The 15,531-nt window shown below is 57.3% G+C and carries 14 protein-coding genes, 1 tRNA gene and 1 riboswitch; of the genes, 7 read left to right on the forward strand and 8 right to left on the reverse strand.

The window, feature by feature from the left end:
- The first annotated feature begins 5 nt into the window (after positions 1-5).
- The 5 genes from hslO (at position 6) to GQF03_RS18305 (ending at position 6,775) form a co-directional block, all read left to right on the forward strand.
- A complete protein-coding gene (gene hslO, locus GQF03_RS18285) occupies positions 6-911 on the forward strand; it encodes an Hsp33 family molecular chaperone HslO (RefSeq protein WP_161340734.1) in 906 nt (301 codons plus the stop codon).
- 97 nt (positions 912-1,008) lie between these two features.
- The gene (locus GQF03_RS18290; RefSeq protein ID WP_161340735.1) at positions 1,009-1,602 is read left to right on the forward strand and encodes a hypothetical protein; all 594 of its coding nucleotides are present in this window, start codon (positions 1,009-1,011) and stop codon (positions 1,600-1,602) included.
- A 124-nt stretch (positions 1,603-1,726) separates the two neighbouring features.
- The gene (locus GQF03_RS18295; RefSeq protein WP_161340736.1) at positions 1,727-2,401 is read left to right on the forward strand and encodes a CerR family C-terminal domain-containing protein; all 675 of its coding nucleotides are present in this window, start codon (positions 1,727-1,729) and stop codon (positions 2,399-2,401) included.
- A gap of 1 nt (position 2,402) precedes the next feature.
- Positions 2,403-3,644, forward strand: coding sequence for an efflux RND transporter periplasmic adaptor subunit (locus tag GQF03_RS18300; protein WP_161340737.1), 1,242 nt, complete (start codon positions 2,403-2,405; stop codon positions 3,642-3,644).
- Entirely contained in the window at positions 3,644-6,775 is a 3,132-nt protein-coding gene (locus tag GQF03_RS18305) for an efflux RND transporter permease subunit (protein WP_161340738.1), read from the forward strand. The genes GQF03_RS18300 and GQF03_RS18305 overlap by 1 nt, the downstream gene beginning before the upstream one ends.
- Before the next feature lie 6 nt (positions 6,776-6,781).
- On the opposite strand, the gene GQF03_RS18310 is transcribed toward GQF03_RS18305, so the two are convergent.
- The 4 genes from GQF03_RS18310 to metZ all read right to left on the reverse strand — a co-directional run bounded on the left by GQF03_RS18310 (position 6,782) and on the right by metZ (position 10,646).
- Positions 6,782-8,233 (reverse strand): potassium transporter TrkG, encoded by a 1,452-nt coding sequence (locus tag GQF03_RS18310; RefSeq protein WP_161340739.1) that lies wholly within the window; start codon positions 8,231-8,233, stop codon positions 6,782-6,784.
- A gap of 13 nt (positions 8,234-8,246) precedes the next feature.
- A complete protein-coding gene (gene folE / locus GQF03_RS18315; protein ID WP_161340740.1) occupies positions 8,247-8,852 on the reverse strand; it encodes a GTP cyclohydrolase I FolE in 606 nt (201 codons plus the stop codon).
- Positions 8,853-8,890: 38 nt separating this feature from the next.
- Positions 8,891-9,298 carry a Co2+/Mg2+ efflux protein ApaG gene (gene apaG, locus GQF03_RS18320; RefSeq protein ID WP_161340741.1) on the reverse strand — a complete coding sequence of 136 codons (408 nt, stop codon included), beginning with the start codon at positions 9,296-9,298 and terminating at the stop codon, positions 8,891-8,893.
- Positions 9,299-9,428: 130 nt separating this feature from the next.
- Positions 9,429-10,646 carry an O-succinylhomoserine sulfhydrylase gene (metZ, locus tag GQF03_RS18325; RefSeq protein WP_161340742.1) on the reverse strand — a complete coding sequence of 406 codons (1,218 nt, stop codon included), beginning with the start codon at positions 10,644-10,646 and terminating at the stop codon, positions 9,429-9,431.
- A gap of 42 nt (positions 10,647-10,688) precedes the next feature.
- Positions 10,689-10,767, reverse strand: a riboswitch (SAM riboswitch).
- Between the two features lie 75 nt (positions 10,768-10,842).
- Between metZ and GQF03_RS18330 the strand changes: the two genes are divergently transcribed.
- A tRNA-Gly gene (locus tag GQF03_RS18330) sits at positions 10,843-10,916 on the forward strand.
- A gap of 12 nt (positions 10,917-10,928) precedes the next feature.
- Here GQF03_RS18330 and fumC read toward each other — a convergent pair.
- From fumC to GQF03_RS18350, 4 genes are all read right to left on the reverse strand, one after another.
- Positions 10,929-12,317 carry a class II fumarate hydratase gene (gene fumC, locus GQF03_RS18335; protein WP_161340743.1) on the reverse strand — a complete coding sequence of 463 codons (1,389 nt, stop codon included), beginning with the start codon at positions 12,315-12,317 and terminating at the stop codon, positions 10,929-10,931.
- 44 nt (positions 12,318-12,361) lie between these two features.
- The gene (locus GQF03_RS18340) at positions 12,362-12,535 is read right to left on the reverse strand and encodes a hypothetical protein (RefSeq protein WP_161340744.1); all 174 of its coding nucleotides are present in this window, start codon (positions 12,533-12,535) and stop codon (positions 12,362-12,364) included.
- Positions 12,532-13,734 (reverse strand): diguanylate cyclase, encoded by a 1,203-nt coding sequence (locus GQF03_RS18345; RefSeq protein WP_161340745.1) that lies wholly within the window; start codon positions 13,732-13,734, stop codon positions 12,532-12,534. The genes GQF03_RS18340 and GQF03_RS18345 overlap by 4 nt, the downstream gene beginning before the upstream one ends.
- 101 nt (positions 13,735-13,835) lie before the next feature.
- Entirely contained in the window at positions 13,836-14,606 is a 771-nt protein-coding gene (locus tag GQF03_RS18350) for an enoyl-CoA hydratase (RefSeq protein ID WP_161340746.1), read from the reverse strand.
- A 103-nt stretch (positions 14,607-14,709) separates the two neighbouring features.
- On the opposite strand from GQF03_RS18350, the gene GQF03_RS18355 reads away from it, so the two are divergent.
- Positions 14,710-15,525, forward strand: a complete 816-nt coding sequence (locus tag GQF03_RS18355) for a NifU family protein (RefSeq protein ID WP_161340747.1) — start codon at positions 14,710-14,712, stop codon at positions 15,523-15,525.
- The last annotated feature ends 6 nt before the right edge of the window (positions 15,526-15,531 follow it).

Genomic DNA, 15,531 nt, shown 5'->3' on the forward strand with positions numbered 1-15,531 from the left:
ATACGATGGCCGATACGGGTCAAAAAATTATTGTCGATAATCTGATCCAGCCTTTTCAAATGGCGAAGGCGGGTGTCCGTGGCCGAACCGTGCGGTTGGGCAGTGTCATTGACGATATTCTCGGCCGCCACGGTTATCCGGATGCGGTTGCACGGTTTCTTGGCGAAGGCCTGGTGCTCGCCGCGATGCTGGGCGGCGCGCTTAAATTTGACGGCATCTTCACCGTACAGACCAAAGGCGACGGCGCCATCAGTATGATTGCCGCCGACATGACGACGCCGGGCAACATGCGTGGCTACGCGTCCTTCGATGAAAACAAGCTGGGCGAGGTTGTCGCGGCTGCGGGCCAGTCGGCGGTCAAATCCTATCTCGGCACCGGCTACATCGCGTTTACAATTGACGCCGGATCGGAGCGCAAGCGGTATCAGGGCATCGTCGATCTGGAAGGGGACAGCCTGGCCGACTGCATGGAGAATTATTTCGACAAGTCAGAACAGATCGACACTCTCCTGCGTGTTGCCGTCGACAAGATCGATGGAAAATGGCGCGCCGGTGGATTTATGATCCAGCGGCTCCCGGATGAAAACGCGAAGGAGTTTACGCAGGAGCTCGAAGAGGAAAATTGGCGCAATGCCAAAGCCCTCGCGGCAACAGTGACGCCGGAAGAACTCACCAGCCCGATCCTCAAGTCACCGGAGCTTTTATACAAGATTTTCCATGAAGAGGGCGTGTGGCTCTACGATCCGCAGGAACTCCTTGATAACTGCAGTTGCAGCGCGGAGCGACTTGTGAATACCCTGAAAACCTTTGGCGGCGAGGATTTGCGGGATATGGCGAAGGACGGCGTTATCGTGGCCGATTGCCAGTTCTGCTCAAGCAAATACGAGATCCCGATCGACGATATTCTCTAACAGCGCCGCTGGCCTGCCGCTAAACAGAGGGTTGAATTCCGCCCACAGACCGTAATAGAGTGAAGCCGGTTTCATCCTTTGTAAAGGCGAGAGTAAAATGGCAGGCATCCCGCGTTTTCTGGCAATCGTTACCCTATTGATGACCACGGCTCTCTTCGGTTGTGCGAAGGCTCCGCCCAATCCGGTTTATCCGGAAATTACCTTTCAGCATCTCAACCCGCTGTATCTGAATGTCGGCGAAATCAAGATCATTGATGAATTCAAGCCGCCGTTGAAGCTGCCGCATGTCGAACATGAACTGCCGGTGTCGATCGATCAGTCGGTGCGTAACTGGGTCAGGGACCGTCTTCGCACGACCGGAAACAGCAGTGCCGTCGCGACCGTCACCATCAAGGATGCCAGCGCAGTCGAAAAGGGCCTGCAAAAGGAAACCGGCCTAAAGGGCATCATCACGAAGGACCAGTCGGAGCTATATGAATTCCATCTTTTGGTCGAGTTAAAGATCACCGAGATTTCCGGCTCCTCCGCCTTTGTCACCGCCGAAGCGACGCGCAGCAAATCGGTGCCGGAAGGAATAACGCTCAATCAGCGCGAAAAGATGTATTTCACACAGGTCGAAGCCCTGATGCGGGCGTTCGATCCGGAAATGGAGAAGAATATCCGGACCTTTATGGGCGCCTATTTGCGCTAGGGCCACTACCCGCGGCCCATCCGTCCGGGGCTTTTCGGGCGGAGGTCAAAGGTCTGGTTTTGGCGCTTGCCGAGGATGAGACTTTGCCGTAGTTTGTCAAAGTTCAAACGATTGACCTAATAAGATGTCAGAGACAAAGCTATCCGCTTCCGACCGGATGATAGAAGCAGCGGGGCGGCTGTTCGCCGACCGGCCCTTTGATTCTGTCTCGACCCGCGAAATCGCCGCCGCCGCCGACGTAAATCTTTCTGCGATCTCCTATCATTTCGAGAGCAAGGAGGGTCTCTACCGCGCAATATTCGAGAAGATCGTGCGGGACATGAAGCCGGTGCGCGTGAATCTGGCGCTGGTACTTGAGCACCAGCTTGCCGACGCGGGGGATGACCGCAAGGCTTATGCGGATATCCTGGCACTTTTTATTTCCCGGCTGATCGACAGTGCAATTTCGCCGGTCACGCGCTGGCGCATGCGCCTGATCAAGCGGGAAATCGAGATGCCGACCGAGTGTTTTCAGATTATCATGGACGGGCATATCAATATCATTCATGACCTTCTTGGCATTCTGATCGCGCGGATTTCCGGGGAGTCGCCCACAAGCGAACGTGTCAGGCTGGAGGCGACATCGGTCCTTGCCCTTTGTTTGCAATATGCGCTCAACGAGGAAATTGTGAAGGTCCGGCTTGGATGGCAGACAATCGGCCCCGAAGAAATCAGGAAAATAAAGAATTCGATGACAGACATGATTCTCTGCTCCCTCGATCTCGGGGAATATATCGATTTTGTCAGAAAGGGGTCGTAGCGTGAGGCTCGTCCTGAAAATACTGTCGCCGCTCCTCATTCTGGGGGCCGGCGCCGGGCTAGCCGCCTATCTCATTGCGACCAAGCCGGTAGTCGAGCCCGAGGTTGTCGAAGAAAGGGTCTGGACCGTCGCCGCGGTGCCGGTCGAAATAAAAGATCAATCGGTTGACCTCAATCTCTTCGGATCGCTCAAAGCCGTTCGCGATGTCGAGTTACGCTCGCTTGTCGGCGGAGAGGTGATCGAGGTTGGCGAAAATTTCCGCGAAGGCGGGCTTCTTGAAAAAGGCGATCTTCTTGTGCGCGTCGATCCCTTCGAGTTCGAGGCAAGCCTCAACGAGAACAAGGCATCGCTTCTGGAGGCGAGATCCCGGCTCAACGAACTGGTTGCGACCCAGGACTCGGAGATAGCGGCGCTCAACCGGGAGCGTGAAGTGCTGGAACGGGAAGTCCGCAACGTCGAGCGAGCGGAAAGTCTCGCCAAGCGCGGCAATATTTCGGTGAAATCCCTGGACGATGCGCGCTCCGCGCTCAGCCGGCAACGGCAGACTGTCGAACTTCGCGAGGCGCAGCTCGAAATTCTGAAAGCGCGGATCGGTCAGCAGCGCGCGGTTATCGACCGTCTCGAGGTTGGTGTTCTCCGGGCGGAGAGGAATCTGAAAAACACCAGCCTCCGCGCGCCGTTCCGGGGATATGTCACGGACGTCAATGCCGAGTTCGGAAAGAATATCGGCGCAAGCGACAAGGTCGCCCGCCTGATTGACGCCACGCAGATGGAGGCACGGTTCTTACTTTCCGACAGCCAGTATGGCCTGTTGCTTGGCAGTAATGCCGGCATTATCGGACGGCCGATTACCGTCACCTGGCAGTCCGGTGATGCCGAGCTGGCCTTCAGCGGCCGGGTCGCGCGACTCAGCCCCGAGATTAGTTCCGATACCGGGGGCGTTGAAGTATTTGCGGTGCTGGAGCCCAGCGAATATACCCCCTTTTTGCGCCCGGGCGCGTTTGTCGAAGTGGTACTGTCCGGCAATCGATATCCGAACGCCGCGAGGCTTTCGGACAGCAGCCTTTTTAATGGCGACACCGTTTACGTTGTCGAAGAGGGAAGGTTGCAGCCGCGGAAGGTGGAGATCGTCGCCCGGAATGGTGATGAAATATTACTTCGTGGCGATATTTCCGACGGCGATCTCGTTGTGACGACCCGGCTTCCTGAAATCGGTCCGAACCTTAAAGTCGAGGTGCGTTGATGGACTTGACGCGCTTCGTCAAAATGTTCGTCCGTCATGAGAATGCGGCCAATCTTCTGATGATCATGATGATCATGATGATCGTCATCGGCGTCGCCTCGATTTTCCGCCTGAATACCCAATTCTTCCCTGACTTCGGCACCGAGGTCATCACGACGACGATTGTCTGGCCCGGGGCAAGCGCCGAGGATGTCGACAGCAACATCACGACGGCAATCCTCCCGGAGGTCCGCTTCCTGAACGGGGTAAAACGCGTGACCTCCTACTCCGTTGAAGGGAGCAGCATTGTCGTCGTCGAATTCGAGCCTGGTACGGACATGCAGGCGGCCCTCTCCGAAGTCGAGCAGGGTATCGCGCAGATCACCACCTTTCCCGATACCACCGAAACACCCATTATAAATCGAATCGTCTTATATGATCCGATCGCCCGTCTGTCTGTCTCGGGGCCATATTCGGAAGAGGCGCTCAAAAAATACGCAAAAACCATCCGTGATGACCTGCTTGATCTCGGCATCGACAAAATCACCCTCTTCGGCGCTCGCGATGAGGAAATCTGGGTCGATGTTGAAAAACGCGACCTTCGCCGGCTTAATCTCAGTCTTACCGATATCGCGACGATCATCCGCAATAATTCTCAGGATGTCCCGCTCGGCACCGTGTCCGGCAGTTTCGAGCGGCAGCTCCGCTCGCTTGAGCAGAAAGCAAACGCGAAATCGCTTGGGGCGCTCGAGATTAAATCCTTTGATGATGGCCAGAAAATATACCTCCGTGACATCGCCAATGTCCGCGACCAGTTCGCGGAGAAGGGGCAGACCGGGTGGCATAAGGGCGACAAAGCCATTGAGATCAGCATTCAGCGCGCCCAGTCGACCGATGCCCTCAAGGCGGCGAAGATTGTCTCCGATTATTTTGAACGCGAGAAGGCCCGGTGGCCGCCAGAGCTGGAAATCAAGCAATATGACGTACAGGCCAGTCTGATCGAGGACCGCATCCGTCTGCTCCTGACGAACGGGGCAAGCGGACTGGTGTTGGTGCTGATCGTCCTCTTCATCTTTCTCAATGTCCGCGTGGCCTTCTGGGTGGCCGCCGGTATTCCCGTGGCGATCCTTGCAACGGCGGGCGTCATGCTGGTAACCGGACAATCGATCAATATGATCAGCCTGTTCGCTATCATCATGTCGCTCGGGATTATCGTCGATGACGCCATCGTCGTCGGGGAGCATGCCTCCCATCTGCGATCGACAGGATTGTCCGCGGCGGAAGCGGCGGAGCGGGGCGCGCTTCGGATGCTGGCGCCGGTGTTCGCGTCCAGCCTGACCACCATTGCGGCCTTCCTTCCGATCTTTCTGATCGGAGACGTCATCGGCCAGATAATCCGCGCCATTCCGGCGGTCGTCGTCTCGGTCCTGATCGCAAGCCTGATCGAATGTTTTCTGATCCTGCCCGGCCATATGCGCCAGGCGCTCCGCGCCCAGGGCGCCCGAACCAGCCGGCTGCGCGAATGGTTCGATGCGAAATTCTTCTATTTCCAGACGCATCTCTTCCGCCGCGTCGTTGAAGCGACGGTGAACTGGCGGTATGCGACCCTTGCCGCGGCTTTCGCCATGCTGATCATTTCGGTCGGATTCATGCTTGGCGGACGGGTTGGATTTACCTTCTTTCCGTCCCCGGAGGCCAATGTCGTGAATGCAAATGTCGTCTTCGCGCCGGGCAGTGCGCGAAGCGGGACGGAAGCCATGGTCAAGGAACTTGAGAGGGCGTTGTACAAGGCGGAAAATGACCTGACGGACGGCGAGGGCGGATTGATTGTCATGGCGCTTGGCAAGGTTGGCGTCAGCACGGGAGACCAGTTCAGCGCTGTTTCTGGCGATAATCGCGGCGGCATGATGGTGGAGCTCATCTCGGCGGACCTTCGCGATGTCCGCACGGCGGATTTCATCGCCGCCTGGCGACAGGAAATCAGGGAAATGCCGGGGCTGCAGCGCATCGCGCTGACGGAAAGAATTGGCGGGCCGCCGGGTCGGGAGCTCGATATCCGTCTCAAGGGGAACAATGTCGAAGGGCTGAAGAACGCGGCGGAGGAGGTAAAGGCACTCCTCACGAAATTCCGCGGCGTATCCGATATTGAGGACGACCTGCCCATCGGCAAGCAGGAAATCATTCTCGAATTGACCCCGCGCGGTCGCGCGCTCGGATTCACGACGGAAGATATTGCGTCGCAGGTACGGGCCGGGTTCGAAGGCGTCATCGCGCGGAAATTTGCCCGTGGCGATGAGGAAGTGACCATCCGGGTCCAGCTTCCACGTGACCAGGTCGCCGCCGAAGCCCTGCAGGATTTCTATCTGAAAAGCAGCTCCGGTGTCGAAGTACCGTTGTCGGCGGTGGTGACGGAACGCACCCAGGTCGGCTTCGCCCGCATCAAGCGCGAAGACGGCGTGCGGGAAGTCGCGATTACGGCTGAAATAGACGAGAACCTGACATCCTCGGATCAGGTGCTGAGCGCATTGCCCGAAAGTGGGCTGGAGGCGATCGCCGCGAAATACGATCTCCGGTACCGTTTCGCCGGAAAGTCGGAAGAACAGGCGGATACCATAGCCGACATGAAATTCGGCGCCATTGTGGGACTGTCGGCAATTTACCTTGTCCTCGCCTGGGTGTTTTCCTCCTACTGGCGTCCTGTTGTTGTGATGTCGATTATTCCCTTCGGTCTGGTCGGCGCTATTCTTGGTCATTACCTGCTTGGCTTTAACCTGACGATCCTTTCGCTGATTGCCTTGCTGGGGCTGTCGGGCATTCTGGTCAATAATTCGATCATTCTTGTCAGTGTGATTAACGAGCGGCTCACCAAGGGGGAAGAATATTCTTCCGCGGTTATCGGCGGGACATGTGACCGGCTCAGGGCTGTCCTGCTGACCTCCCTGACGACCATCGGCGGATTGACACCCCTTCTTTTCGAGACGAGCCTGCAGGCCCAGTTCCTGATCCCGATGGCGATTACCCTCGTCTTCGGCCTGATGGCCGCGACTTTCCTCGTGCTATTTCTGGTGCCCGCGCTTCTCCTGATCCAGCAGGACATTGGCTTTATCTCAGAGTGGATAAAATCGCTTTACCGTCCAAAGGCGAGAAGCTGAACGGGCTCACAGTTGCCAGAACCGGCGCGAAAAAAGCACCAGCACCGTGAAAAGTTCGAGGCGCCCCAGCAGCATGGCCAGTGACATCAGCCATTTCGCCGTATCAGAGAGGGACTGAAAGGTTCCGGAGGGACCGACAACTTCACCAAGCCCCGGGCCAACATTGGTGATGGAGGTGGCGGCGCTTGAAATCGCGGTCAGAAAGTCGAGACCGGTCAGGCTGAGCCCGATCGTTATCAGGGCAAAGATGGTCAGGAAGAGAAAGACAAAGCTCGCGACCGAGGAGATGGTTTCATCTGCAAGCGCCTGTCCGTTATAGCGTGGCTTGAAAATTGCGCTTGGCCGGAGGAGCTGCATCAACTGGCATCGAACGGTCTCCACGAGAATCTGGATACGAAAAACCTTGATGCTGCAGGACGCCGATCCGGCGCAGCCGCCGATAAACATGAAGAAGAAGAAGGATGCGGTGCCGAATCCGCCCCAGTCGCTGTAATCGACCGTGGCGTATCCCGTGCCTGTGATAATCGATGTGACATTAAAGGTCGCGTGACGCAGGGCGATCCAGAAGGGCACGTTTTCGCTCAGGATCTGCCACCAGACCATGGCGGCAATGCCGACCAGAACCAGCGACAGGAACCAGCGGACCTGACTATCCATCAGGAAGCTTCCCGGCTTGCCCTTGACGATATGCAGATACATCAGGAAGGGCAGCGCCCCCATGATCATGAAGACGACCATGATGCTTTCGACCAGCGGACTTTCAAAATCACCGGCCGATCTATCCGACGTCGAGAAACCGCCCGTAGAAATGGTCGTCATGGCATGGGTGACGGCGTCGAACAGACTCATTCCCGTCATCCACAGGGCCATCGTGCAGACGAGGCTGAGAACCAGGTAGATATAGCCAATGGCCTTGACGATATCGGCGACGCGGGGCAGGGCCTTCTCGGAGGTCGCCTCGGAAGCTTCCATCCGGAACAGCTGCATGCCGCCGACGCGCAGCAGCGGCATGATTGCAATGGCCATGACGATGATGCCGATGCCGCCGAACCATTGCAAAAGCGCCCGCCACATGAGAATGCCGGGCGGTGCGTTGTCAAGGCCCGTCAGCACCGTCGAGCCCGTGGTGGTCAGGCCCGACATTGCCTCGAAATAGGCATCCGTATAGGGAATATTCATCTCGCTGAAGGTAAAGGGCATCGCCGCGGCCGCCGGCATCAGGACCCATACGGCGGTCGTTAAAATGAAGGCTTGCTGGCGGCCAAGAACGAGGCTGCCGCCGCGGCTGGTGAGGAACAGTCCGCCGCCGATAAACAGCGAAACCGCCGCAGACACGAGAAACACCTGCCAGTCCCTGTGTCCGGCGAACAGATCGACGGCCGCCGGAATAAGCATCGCCAGCCCGGTAACAACGAGCATAATCCCGAGAATGGCGAAAATCAGGCGAAAATTAATCACGGACTTGCCGCACTCAGCCTTTGTCGATGAACGCGAGTAACTCCCGCCGGGTGATATCGGATCGTCGGAAGATACCGAGCATGGTGCTGGTGATCATGGTCACCCCGTCCTTGTGAACGCCGCGCGTCGTCATGCATTGATGGGCGCTTTCGATGATGACTGCCACGCCCTTCGGCTGCAGTGTCCGTTCGATCGTCTCGGCAATCTGGCGGGTCAGTTTTTCCTGTATCTGGAGCCGTTTCGAATAGGCATCGACGACGCGGGCGAGCTTCGAGATGCCGACGACCCGGCTGCTCGGCATATAGGCGACATGGGCGACGCCGATAATCGGCACCATATGGTGCTCGCAATAGCTTTCGACACGAATATCCTTCAGAACAACCATTTCGTCATAGCCGTTCACCTCTTCGAAGGTGCGGGAAAGATAGGCGTCCGGGTCTTCCTTGTATCCGGCGAAGAATTCGAGATAGGAGCGGGTCACCCTGTCGGGCGTGCCGACGAGACCCTCGCGTGCGGGATCATCCCCCGCCCAGCGGATAAGTGTCCGCACGGCTTCCTCGGCTTCTTCTTTGGTTGGCCTGTCGGTCGTCGGATCGTTCGGATGACAATGCTTGTTCATTTTAAAATTATTTCCCAAAACGTGGTTTGCGCCGCCGATCAGTGAAGGGCCGAGATAGCGTCAGGGCTATCGAGTGAGAAGGCTGGGATATCGACTGCGAACAGAATACCCTCTTCCGATTCCATGTCATAGGATCCGACCATTATCCCGGACGGCGTTGAAAGGGGTGTCCCGCTGGCATATTCGTAGACTTCGCCCGGCGCGAGGACCGGCTGTTCGCCAACGACGCCCTCGCCATCGACGGTTTCCGTCCGTCCTTCCGCATCCGTAATTCGCCAATGCCGGTTTCGGAGCGTTACCGTGCCCGTGCCCTGATTTTCGATCCGGACCTGATAGGCCCAGACATACAGGCCGTCATCCGGGCGTGAGCGGTCCTGAAGATAAACAGGCGTCACTGAAACCCGGATATTCTCCGTGATCTTGCTGTAGGCGCCAGCGATCCCCATGTGAAACTCCGTCCTTATGCCCGATTGGCTCCGTTCCCTTGAATATTGCGCCATAGGGACGCTTTGTCCAGTAAATCGGTAAACCGGCCCTGCCGGGGGCGGCGCCTTGTGGTCACCGCCGTATCCCGATTTAGGCGTTCTGACGGCTCAGCGCGTAACCCAGATCCTCGATCAGGTCATCGACATCCTCGAGCCCGACCGACATCCGAACCATGCTCTCGGTAATGCCGAGTTCCTGCTTGGTTGCGTCATCGACGCTTGAATGGGTCGTTGTCGTCGGATGGGTAATCAACGACTTGGCATCGCCGAGATTGTTGCTGATGTCGATCAGCGACAGGCGGTTGAGGAACGCAAAGGCGTCACCTTGATTGTCGGCGACCTCGAAGGTCACAAGCGTGCCGCCGTGCGACATTTGCCGCTTGGCGAGGGCATGCTGCGGATGATTTTCCTGCCCCGGATAAATGACCCGTTTTACCGCCGGATGGCCATCAAGAAACGCGGCGATCTTCTCCGCGTTGTCGCATTGCTTCTCGACGCGAAGCTTCAGCGTTTCAAGACCTTTCAGAAGGTTCCATGCATTGAACGGGCTGAGCGCCGGACCGGTATGCTTGAGATAGGGCGCGAGGGTATCCTCGACATATTCTTCGGAGCCAAGGACGATCCCGCCAAGACAGCGGCCCTGCCCGTCGATATGTTTGGTCGCGGAATAGACGACGATATCCGCCCCGAGCATGATGGGTTGCTGCAGGATAGGCGTTGCGAAAACATTGTCGACAATGACCTTGGCGCCGACTTTATGGGCAAGCTCGGAAATGGCGGCAATGTCCATGACCTCAAGCGCCGGATTGGAGGGCGTTTCAAAAAAGACGCAGGTCGTCTTTTCATTAATCGCGTTCTTCCATTGATCAATATCCGTTCCGTCTATCAGCGAAATATTGACGCCGAATCGCGGCAAAATCGTCTGGATAATATAGAGGCAGGAGCCAAAAAGGGCCTTCGGCGCCACCACATGATCCTCGGCCTTGACCAGAGACATGAGCGCACCGTTCACCGCCGCCATGCCGCTCGCGGTGGCGCGCGCGGCCTCCGCTCCCTCTTCCAGCAGGATCATCCGGTCCTCGAACATGGAAAGGGTCGGATTGGCGTAACGGGAGTAGATAAATCCCTCGTTCTCGCCCTTGAAGCGTCCCGCCGCCTGTTCGGCGCTGTCGTAAACGAAGCCGGAATTCATAAAAATGGCTTCGCTGGTTTCTTTAAACTGGGAGCGTTTGGTGCCACCGCGCACTAGTTTTGTCGCGGTTCTGCAATCACTGATGCGCGTGGGCGCTATCTCTTTTTTGTCTGTCATGTCTTCCTCGAGGCATAAAAAAACCCCGACCATCGATCAGGGTTCCTGCGAGCCCCGACCTTTTAGCGTTTCTTTTAACGTGGCCGCAAGCCGGTCGGCACAAATCACCACGGAAAAATCTTTAGCGAGACGGTTCTCGGCTGTCAAGAATTTCTATTGCGGAAAAACGCGTCTTTCTGTAGTTACAAGAGACATCGCGGGCGTAGCTCAATGGCAGAGCAGAAGCTTCCCAAGCTTACGACGAGGGTTCGATTCCCTTCGCCCGCTCCAGCTTTCTTCCGCTTACTCCCCTACCATATCCTCGGGCCGGACCCAGTCGTCGAATTGGTCTTCGGTGAGGAGGTTCAGCGCAAGGGCGGCCTCTTTCAGGCTGCTGTTGTCCGCATAGGCTTTCTTGGCGATTTTTGCCGCCTTGTCATAGCCGATATGCGGATTGAGCGCGGTCACCAGCATCAGCGATTGCGCCATCAATTCCCTGATCCGCCCTTCATTGGCTTCAATCCCGACGACACAGTTGTCGGTGAAGCTGCGAAGCGCATCCCCCAGCAGCCGTATCGATTGCAGGACGTTATAAATGATCACCGGCTTGAAAGCGTTCAGCTCGAAATGACCGGTTGAACCGGCGATGGTGACCGTGACGTGATTCCCCATGACCTGGGCGCAGACTTGCGTCACCGCCTCGCACTGGGTCGGATTGACCTTGCCCGGCATGATGGAGGAGCCGGGCTCGTTCGCCGGCAGGATCAGCTCGCCAAGGCCGCTTCTCGGGCCACTCGCGAGGAAGCGGATGTCGTTGGCGATTTTCATCGAACTTGTCGCGATGACATTTAGAACGCCGGAAAGCTCGACCAGCGCGTCATGAGCCGCAATTGCCTCGAACTTGTTTGCCGCGCTGGAAAACGGCAGCCCGGTAAGGTCGGAGACAGTGGTAACGAAAAGGTCTGCAAATCCGGGCGCGGCGTTGAGGCCGGTCCCGACCGCCGTGCCCCCCTGCGCGAGTTCCATGACGCGCGGAAGGACGTCCCTTAGCCGCTCCATCGCAAGTTCGACCTGACGCATATAGCCTGAAAATTCCTGGCCGAGCGTGATTGGCACGGCATCCTGCGTATGCGTCCGGCCGATCTTGACGATATCCTTGAACGTCGCCGATTTCTCCGACAGTGCCTGATAAAGGTGATTGAGCGCCGGGAGAAGATGGTGGGTCACCTGCTCGGCGGCGGCAATGGACATGGCGGTCGGAAAACTGTCATTGGAGCTTTGGCCCATATTGACATGATCGTTGGGGTGAACCGGGCTCTTGCTGCCGAGCGGCGAGCCGAGGATTTCATTGGCGCGGTTGGCGATGACCTCGTTGGTGTTCATGTTGCTCTGGGTGCCCGAGCCCGTCTGCCAGATCACCAGCGGGAAATGGTCGAGAAGGTCGCCATTGATCACCTCGTCCGCCGCCAGAACGATGGCATCGGCGAGGCGGGACTCGAGCCGGCCGAGGCTCTGATTACTGAGCGCCGCCGCCTTTTTCTGAGTCCCGAGAGCCCGGATGAGCGGCACGGGCAGATGCTCGGTGCCGATCCTGAAATTTTCAAATGACCGTTCCGTTTGCGCCCCCCAGTAACGATCTGCAGGAACAGAGACATCTCCCATGGTGTCGGTTTCCGTGCGCATTGCGGGCATGTGTAATCTCCTTTTGAAACTTCAGAATGTCCAGCTATGTGGTATTACACCATCGCATATACAAGCAATGCCTGCAAACCGAGATAGATGGCAATAGCGATCAGGAACAGATTAAGCGTGCGGTCGGCCACCTTGCCCATTTCCTTCAGCTTTTTCGCAAAAAGAATACGCGCGATGAACAGGATGACGAAAGCGACGGAAAGTATTTTCAGGATCATTCCGCGGCCGCCAGATCATCGCCACTGTTTGCGTCCGCATCGGTTTCCTCCGCCGGGATATAGACGGAAATATCGTTGCCGCCGCGGGATTTTACCTCATACATCTGATTGTCGGCAATATCGACCAGCGCCGTCCAGTCGCCGACATTGGCGCTTTGCCGGTCGACGATGCCGAAACTTGCCGTGACCATCTTGCCGTCGGGCCGGGTGCCGAGACCGATGTTGCGCAGCCGGCGAACGGATTTCAGCGCGCCTTCGGCATCTGTATTGGGCAGAAGAATGACAAACTCCTCCCCGCCCCAGCGGATCAACACATCGGATCCGCGGGCGTTGCGGCGGATATTCGACGCCGCCCCGGCAAGCACCCGATCCCCCGCCTCGTGGCCATATTTGTCGTTGATCGATTTAAACCTGTCGAGATCGACGAAGACGATGGAGAAGGGCGTATTCTGCCGCTTGGAAATTTTAAACTGAACATCGATGATTTCCTCGCCACTGTTACGGCTATAGCAATGGGTGAGGGCGTCGATGGACGCCTGATCGATGAGAAGCGACATATAAAGCAGCTGGCTGATCGCCGCAAAGGTGCAAAGCCCACCGGTAACCGTCAGCGTCAGGAGAAGGCCCAGCCTTTGATGCGGATCGGCATTCTCCGGCATCAGGATGAGGACCAGCATCTGGATCACGAAGAGCAGGACGAGGGTAAGCACGGATTCCTTGACCGTAAGCGGGAAAACCGCGATGCAGGCAATGATCAGGAAGGGAAACAGCACATACCCGGCGGCGGCGAGGCTGGTCACCTCAAAGACATCCGAAACATCCAGCAGGGGCTGATACATGGTCTGGAATGTCAACAGAATGGCAAAAAAGATGCCGAGCGCCCGATAGGCGTCCCGCAGCGTTTCCCCGCCGCTGATCCCGAAGAACAGGGCGAGAAAGAGGGCCGCCATCAGGATGCGCGTAATGCCGAGGGTGACATAGCTTTCGACATCGAATGTCGCCATGTCGAGCAGGATCCCGAGGGGAAAGGCGAAGACGCATATAAGGCTTAGGAAACGGACCCGCGAGATGATGACGCGCGCGCGGCGGCGGCGGAGAAGGGGAGAATGGCTCTGGTTTGAAAAAAGACGCTCCAGCCCCTCGACCGACAGTGACTGGCGGCCGCCCCCCGAAAAAACGTCATACAAATAAACCAGCACTGGATGCCTTCCCCCGACGCGGCAGATCCGATGCCCCTTTCATAACAAATAAACGCGGGGATAGGTAATTTTTTCGGCCGCCTGAAGGGGTGCGATACAGATTACCGCGGGCGGTTCAGGAACTTTTCCATCATCCGCTGCGGCTCGTCACTCTCGTAGGAGCGGGAGAAGGCATCGATACCGAGCTGGATACCATCGCGTAGTGAATTGTTTTCCCAGTCATTGCAAAGCTGTTTCTGGATGGCCATTGCGGTGCGCCCGCCCTCGAGAATTTCATCCACCGCCTTCTCGACCTCCGCATCAAGCGCGTCATCCTCGGCAAGGCGCTGGACAAGACCGGCATCAAATGCTTCCTGCGCGCTGAGGCTCCGACCGGTCAGCACCAGATCGCGCGCAAGATTGAAACCGAGGATCCGTGGCAGGAGGGCGGCGTCGATAACCGAGGGGATGCCGACACGCACTTCCGGCATGGAAAATTGCGCGGATTTGCAGGCGATAACCAGATCGCAGGCCGCCGCAAGCTCCATTCCGGCACCGAGGGAGAATCCGTTCACCCGCGCGATGACCGGCGCATGAAAAAACCGCGCCCGGCGGCAGGCGTGATGCATATTGGTGATGAAGGTACGCGCCGTCGCCGGGTCAAGGCCGACCATTTCGGAGATGTCGGCGCCGCCCACAAAGCTTTTCTCGCCGGCCCCGGTTAGCACCAGAACGGCAATATCCTTGTCGTCATCGAGGCTCGCGAGCGTATCGTTGAGTTCCCCAATAACCCTGGAATTCAGGGTGTTGAGCTTGCGCTGATTATCGATTGCGACACGTGCTACCTTGCCTTCCGGCCTTTCTTCCAGTACCGTCCTGACAAAATTGGCCATTGTTTTCTCCGTTATTATTATTAATTTACAGCTATATGGATGCCGCCTTTATGGCAGCAACACGATGTTCCGTCATCCCTTAAGTGGCAACAGAGACAAAAAGATGTTTATTCAGACGAAGCCAGGCGAAAATGCTACCGAGCTCGAATTTTTTCCCGCCGAGAAGGTCTATGAAAATGGACCGCTCGCGATTGCGCGTGAGGAGGCCGACAAAAAGTCGCCGCTGGCGGCGCGCCTTTACGGGATCGAGGGCGTATCGGCCGTGACGCTGACGGCCGACAGCATTATTGTCGCCAAGGCGGATACGCGAGACTGGGCGTCGCTTCGGACGGAAATCTTCGGCGCCATCGTCGCGCATTTCCAAAGTGGCGATGATACGATGACCGATGCCGGCGATGCCCCCGGTGAGTTCGATGCCGAGATAATCGACCAGATCAAGGATTTGCTGTCGACCCGGATCGTTCCGGCGGTCACGCAATCGGGCGGCGATGTCGCTTTTCACAGCTACAAGAACGGCAAGCTTTACCTGAAGTTCCAGGGTCCGGCCTTCTCCATGCTGACCGGCATTCAGAATATGCTGCGCCATTATATTCCGGAAATCACCGCCGTTCTTGACTACCGCGAAGCGCTGCCGAAGCCGGGGCTTAAAACGCCGGAAGGAGTCGCCATCCGCAAGCTGCTGGAGGAAAAGATCAATCCGTCCATTGCCGCGCATGGCGGGCGCATCACGCTGGTCGACCTGCAGAAGGATCGCGCCTATGTCCGGCTGGACGGCGGATGCCAGGGTTGCGGCATGGCCGATGTGACGTTGAAGCAGGGGGTTGCCGTCGAAATTCAGAACCTCGTTCCCTCAATCACCGAGGTTCTGGACGTGACCGACCATGCCGACGGCACCAACCCCTATTATCAGCCGGCGTGATAAAGC

The sequence above is a fragment of the Sneathiella chungangensis genome (assembly GCF_009882935.1).
In the GTDB taxonomy this organism is placed as follows: Bacteria; Pseudomonadota; Alphaproteobacteria; order Sneathiellales; family Sneathiellaceae; genus Sneathiella; species Sneathiella chungangensis.

Excerpts from the sequence above, each read along its gene's own strand:
- hslO (WP_161340734.1), top strand. The coding sequence starts at position 6 with ATGGCCGATACGGGTCAAAAAATTATTGTCGATAATCTGATCCAGCCT.
- GQF03_RS18290 (WP_161340735.1), top strand. The coding sequence starts at position 1,009 with ATGGCAGGCATCCCGCGTTTTCTGGCAATCGTTACCCTATTGATGACC.
- GQF03_RS18295 (WP_161340736.1), top strand. The coding sequence starts at position 1,727 with ATGTCAGAGACAAAGCTATCCGCTTCCGACCGGATGATAGAAGCAGCG.
- GQF03_RS18305 (WP_161340738.1), top strand. The coding sequence starts at position 3,644 with ATGGACTTGACGCGCTTCGTCAAAATGTTCGTCCGTCATGAGAATGCG.
- folE (WP_161340740.1), bottom strand. The coding sequence starts at position 8,852 with ATGAACAAGCATTGTCATCCGAACGATCCGACGACCGACAGGCCAACC.
- apaG (WP_161340741.1), bottom strand. The coding sequence starts at position 9,298 with ATGGGGATCGCTGGCGCCTACAGCAAGATCACGGAGAATATCCGGGTT.
- metZ (WP_161340742.1), bottom strand. The coding sequence starts at position 10,646 with ATGACAGACAAAAAAGAGATAGCGCCCACGCGCATCAGTGATTGCAGA.
- fumC (WP_161340743.1), bottom strand. The coding sequence starts at position 12,317 with ATGCCCGCAATGCGCACGGAAACCGACACCATGGGAGATGTCTCTGTT.
- GQF03_RS18340 (WP_161340744.1), bottom strand. The coding sequence starts at position 12,535 with ATGATCCTGAAAATACTTTCCGTCGCTTTCGTCATCCTGTTCATCGCG.
- GQF03_RS18350 (WP_161340746.1), bottom strand. The coding sequence starts at position 14,606 with ATGGCCAATTTTGTCAGGACGGTACTGGAAGAAAGGCCGGAAGGCAAG.
- GQF03_RS18355 (WP_161340747.1), top strand. The coding sequence starts at position 14,710 with ATGTTTATTCAGACGAAGCCAGGCGAAAATGCTACCGAGCTCGAATTT.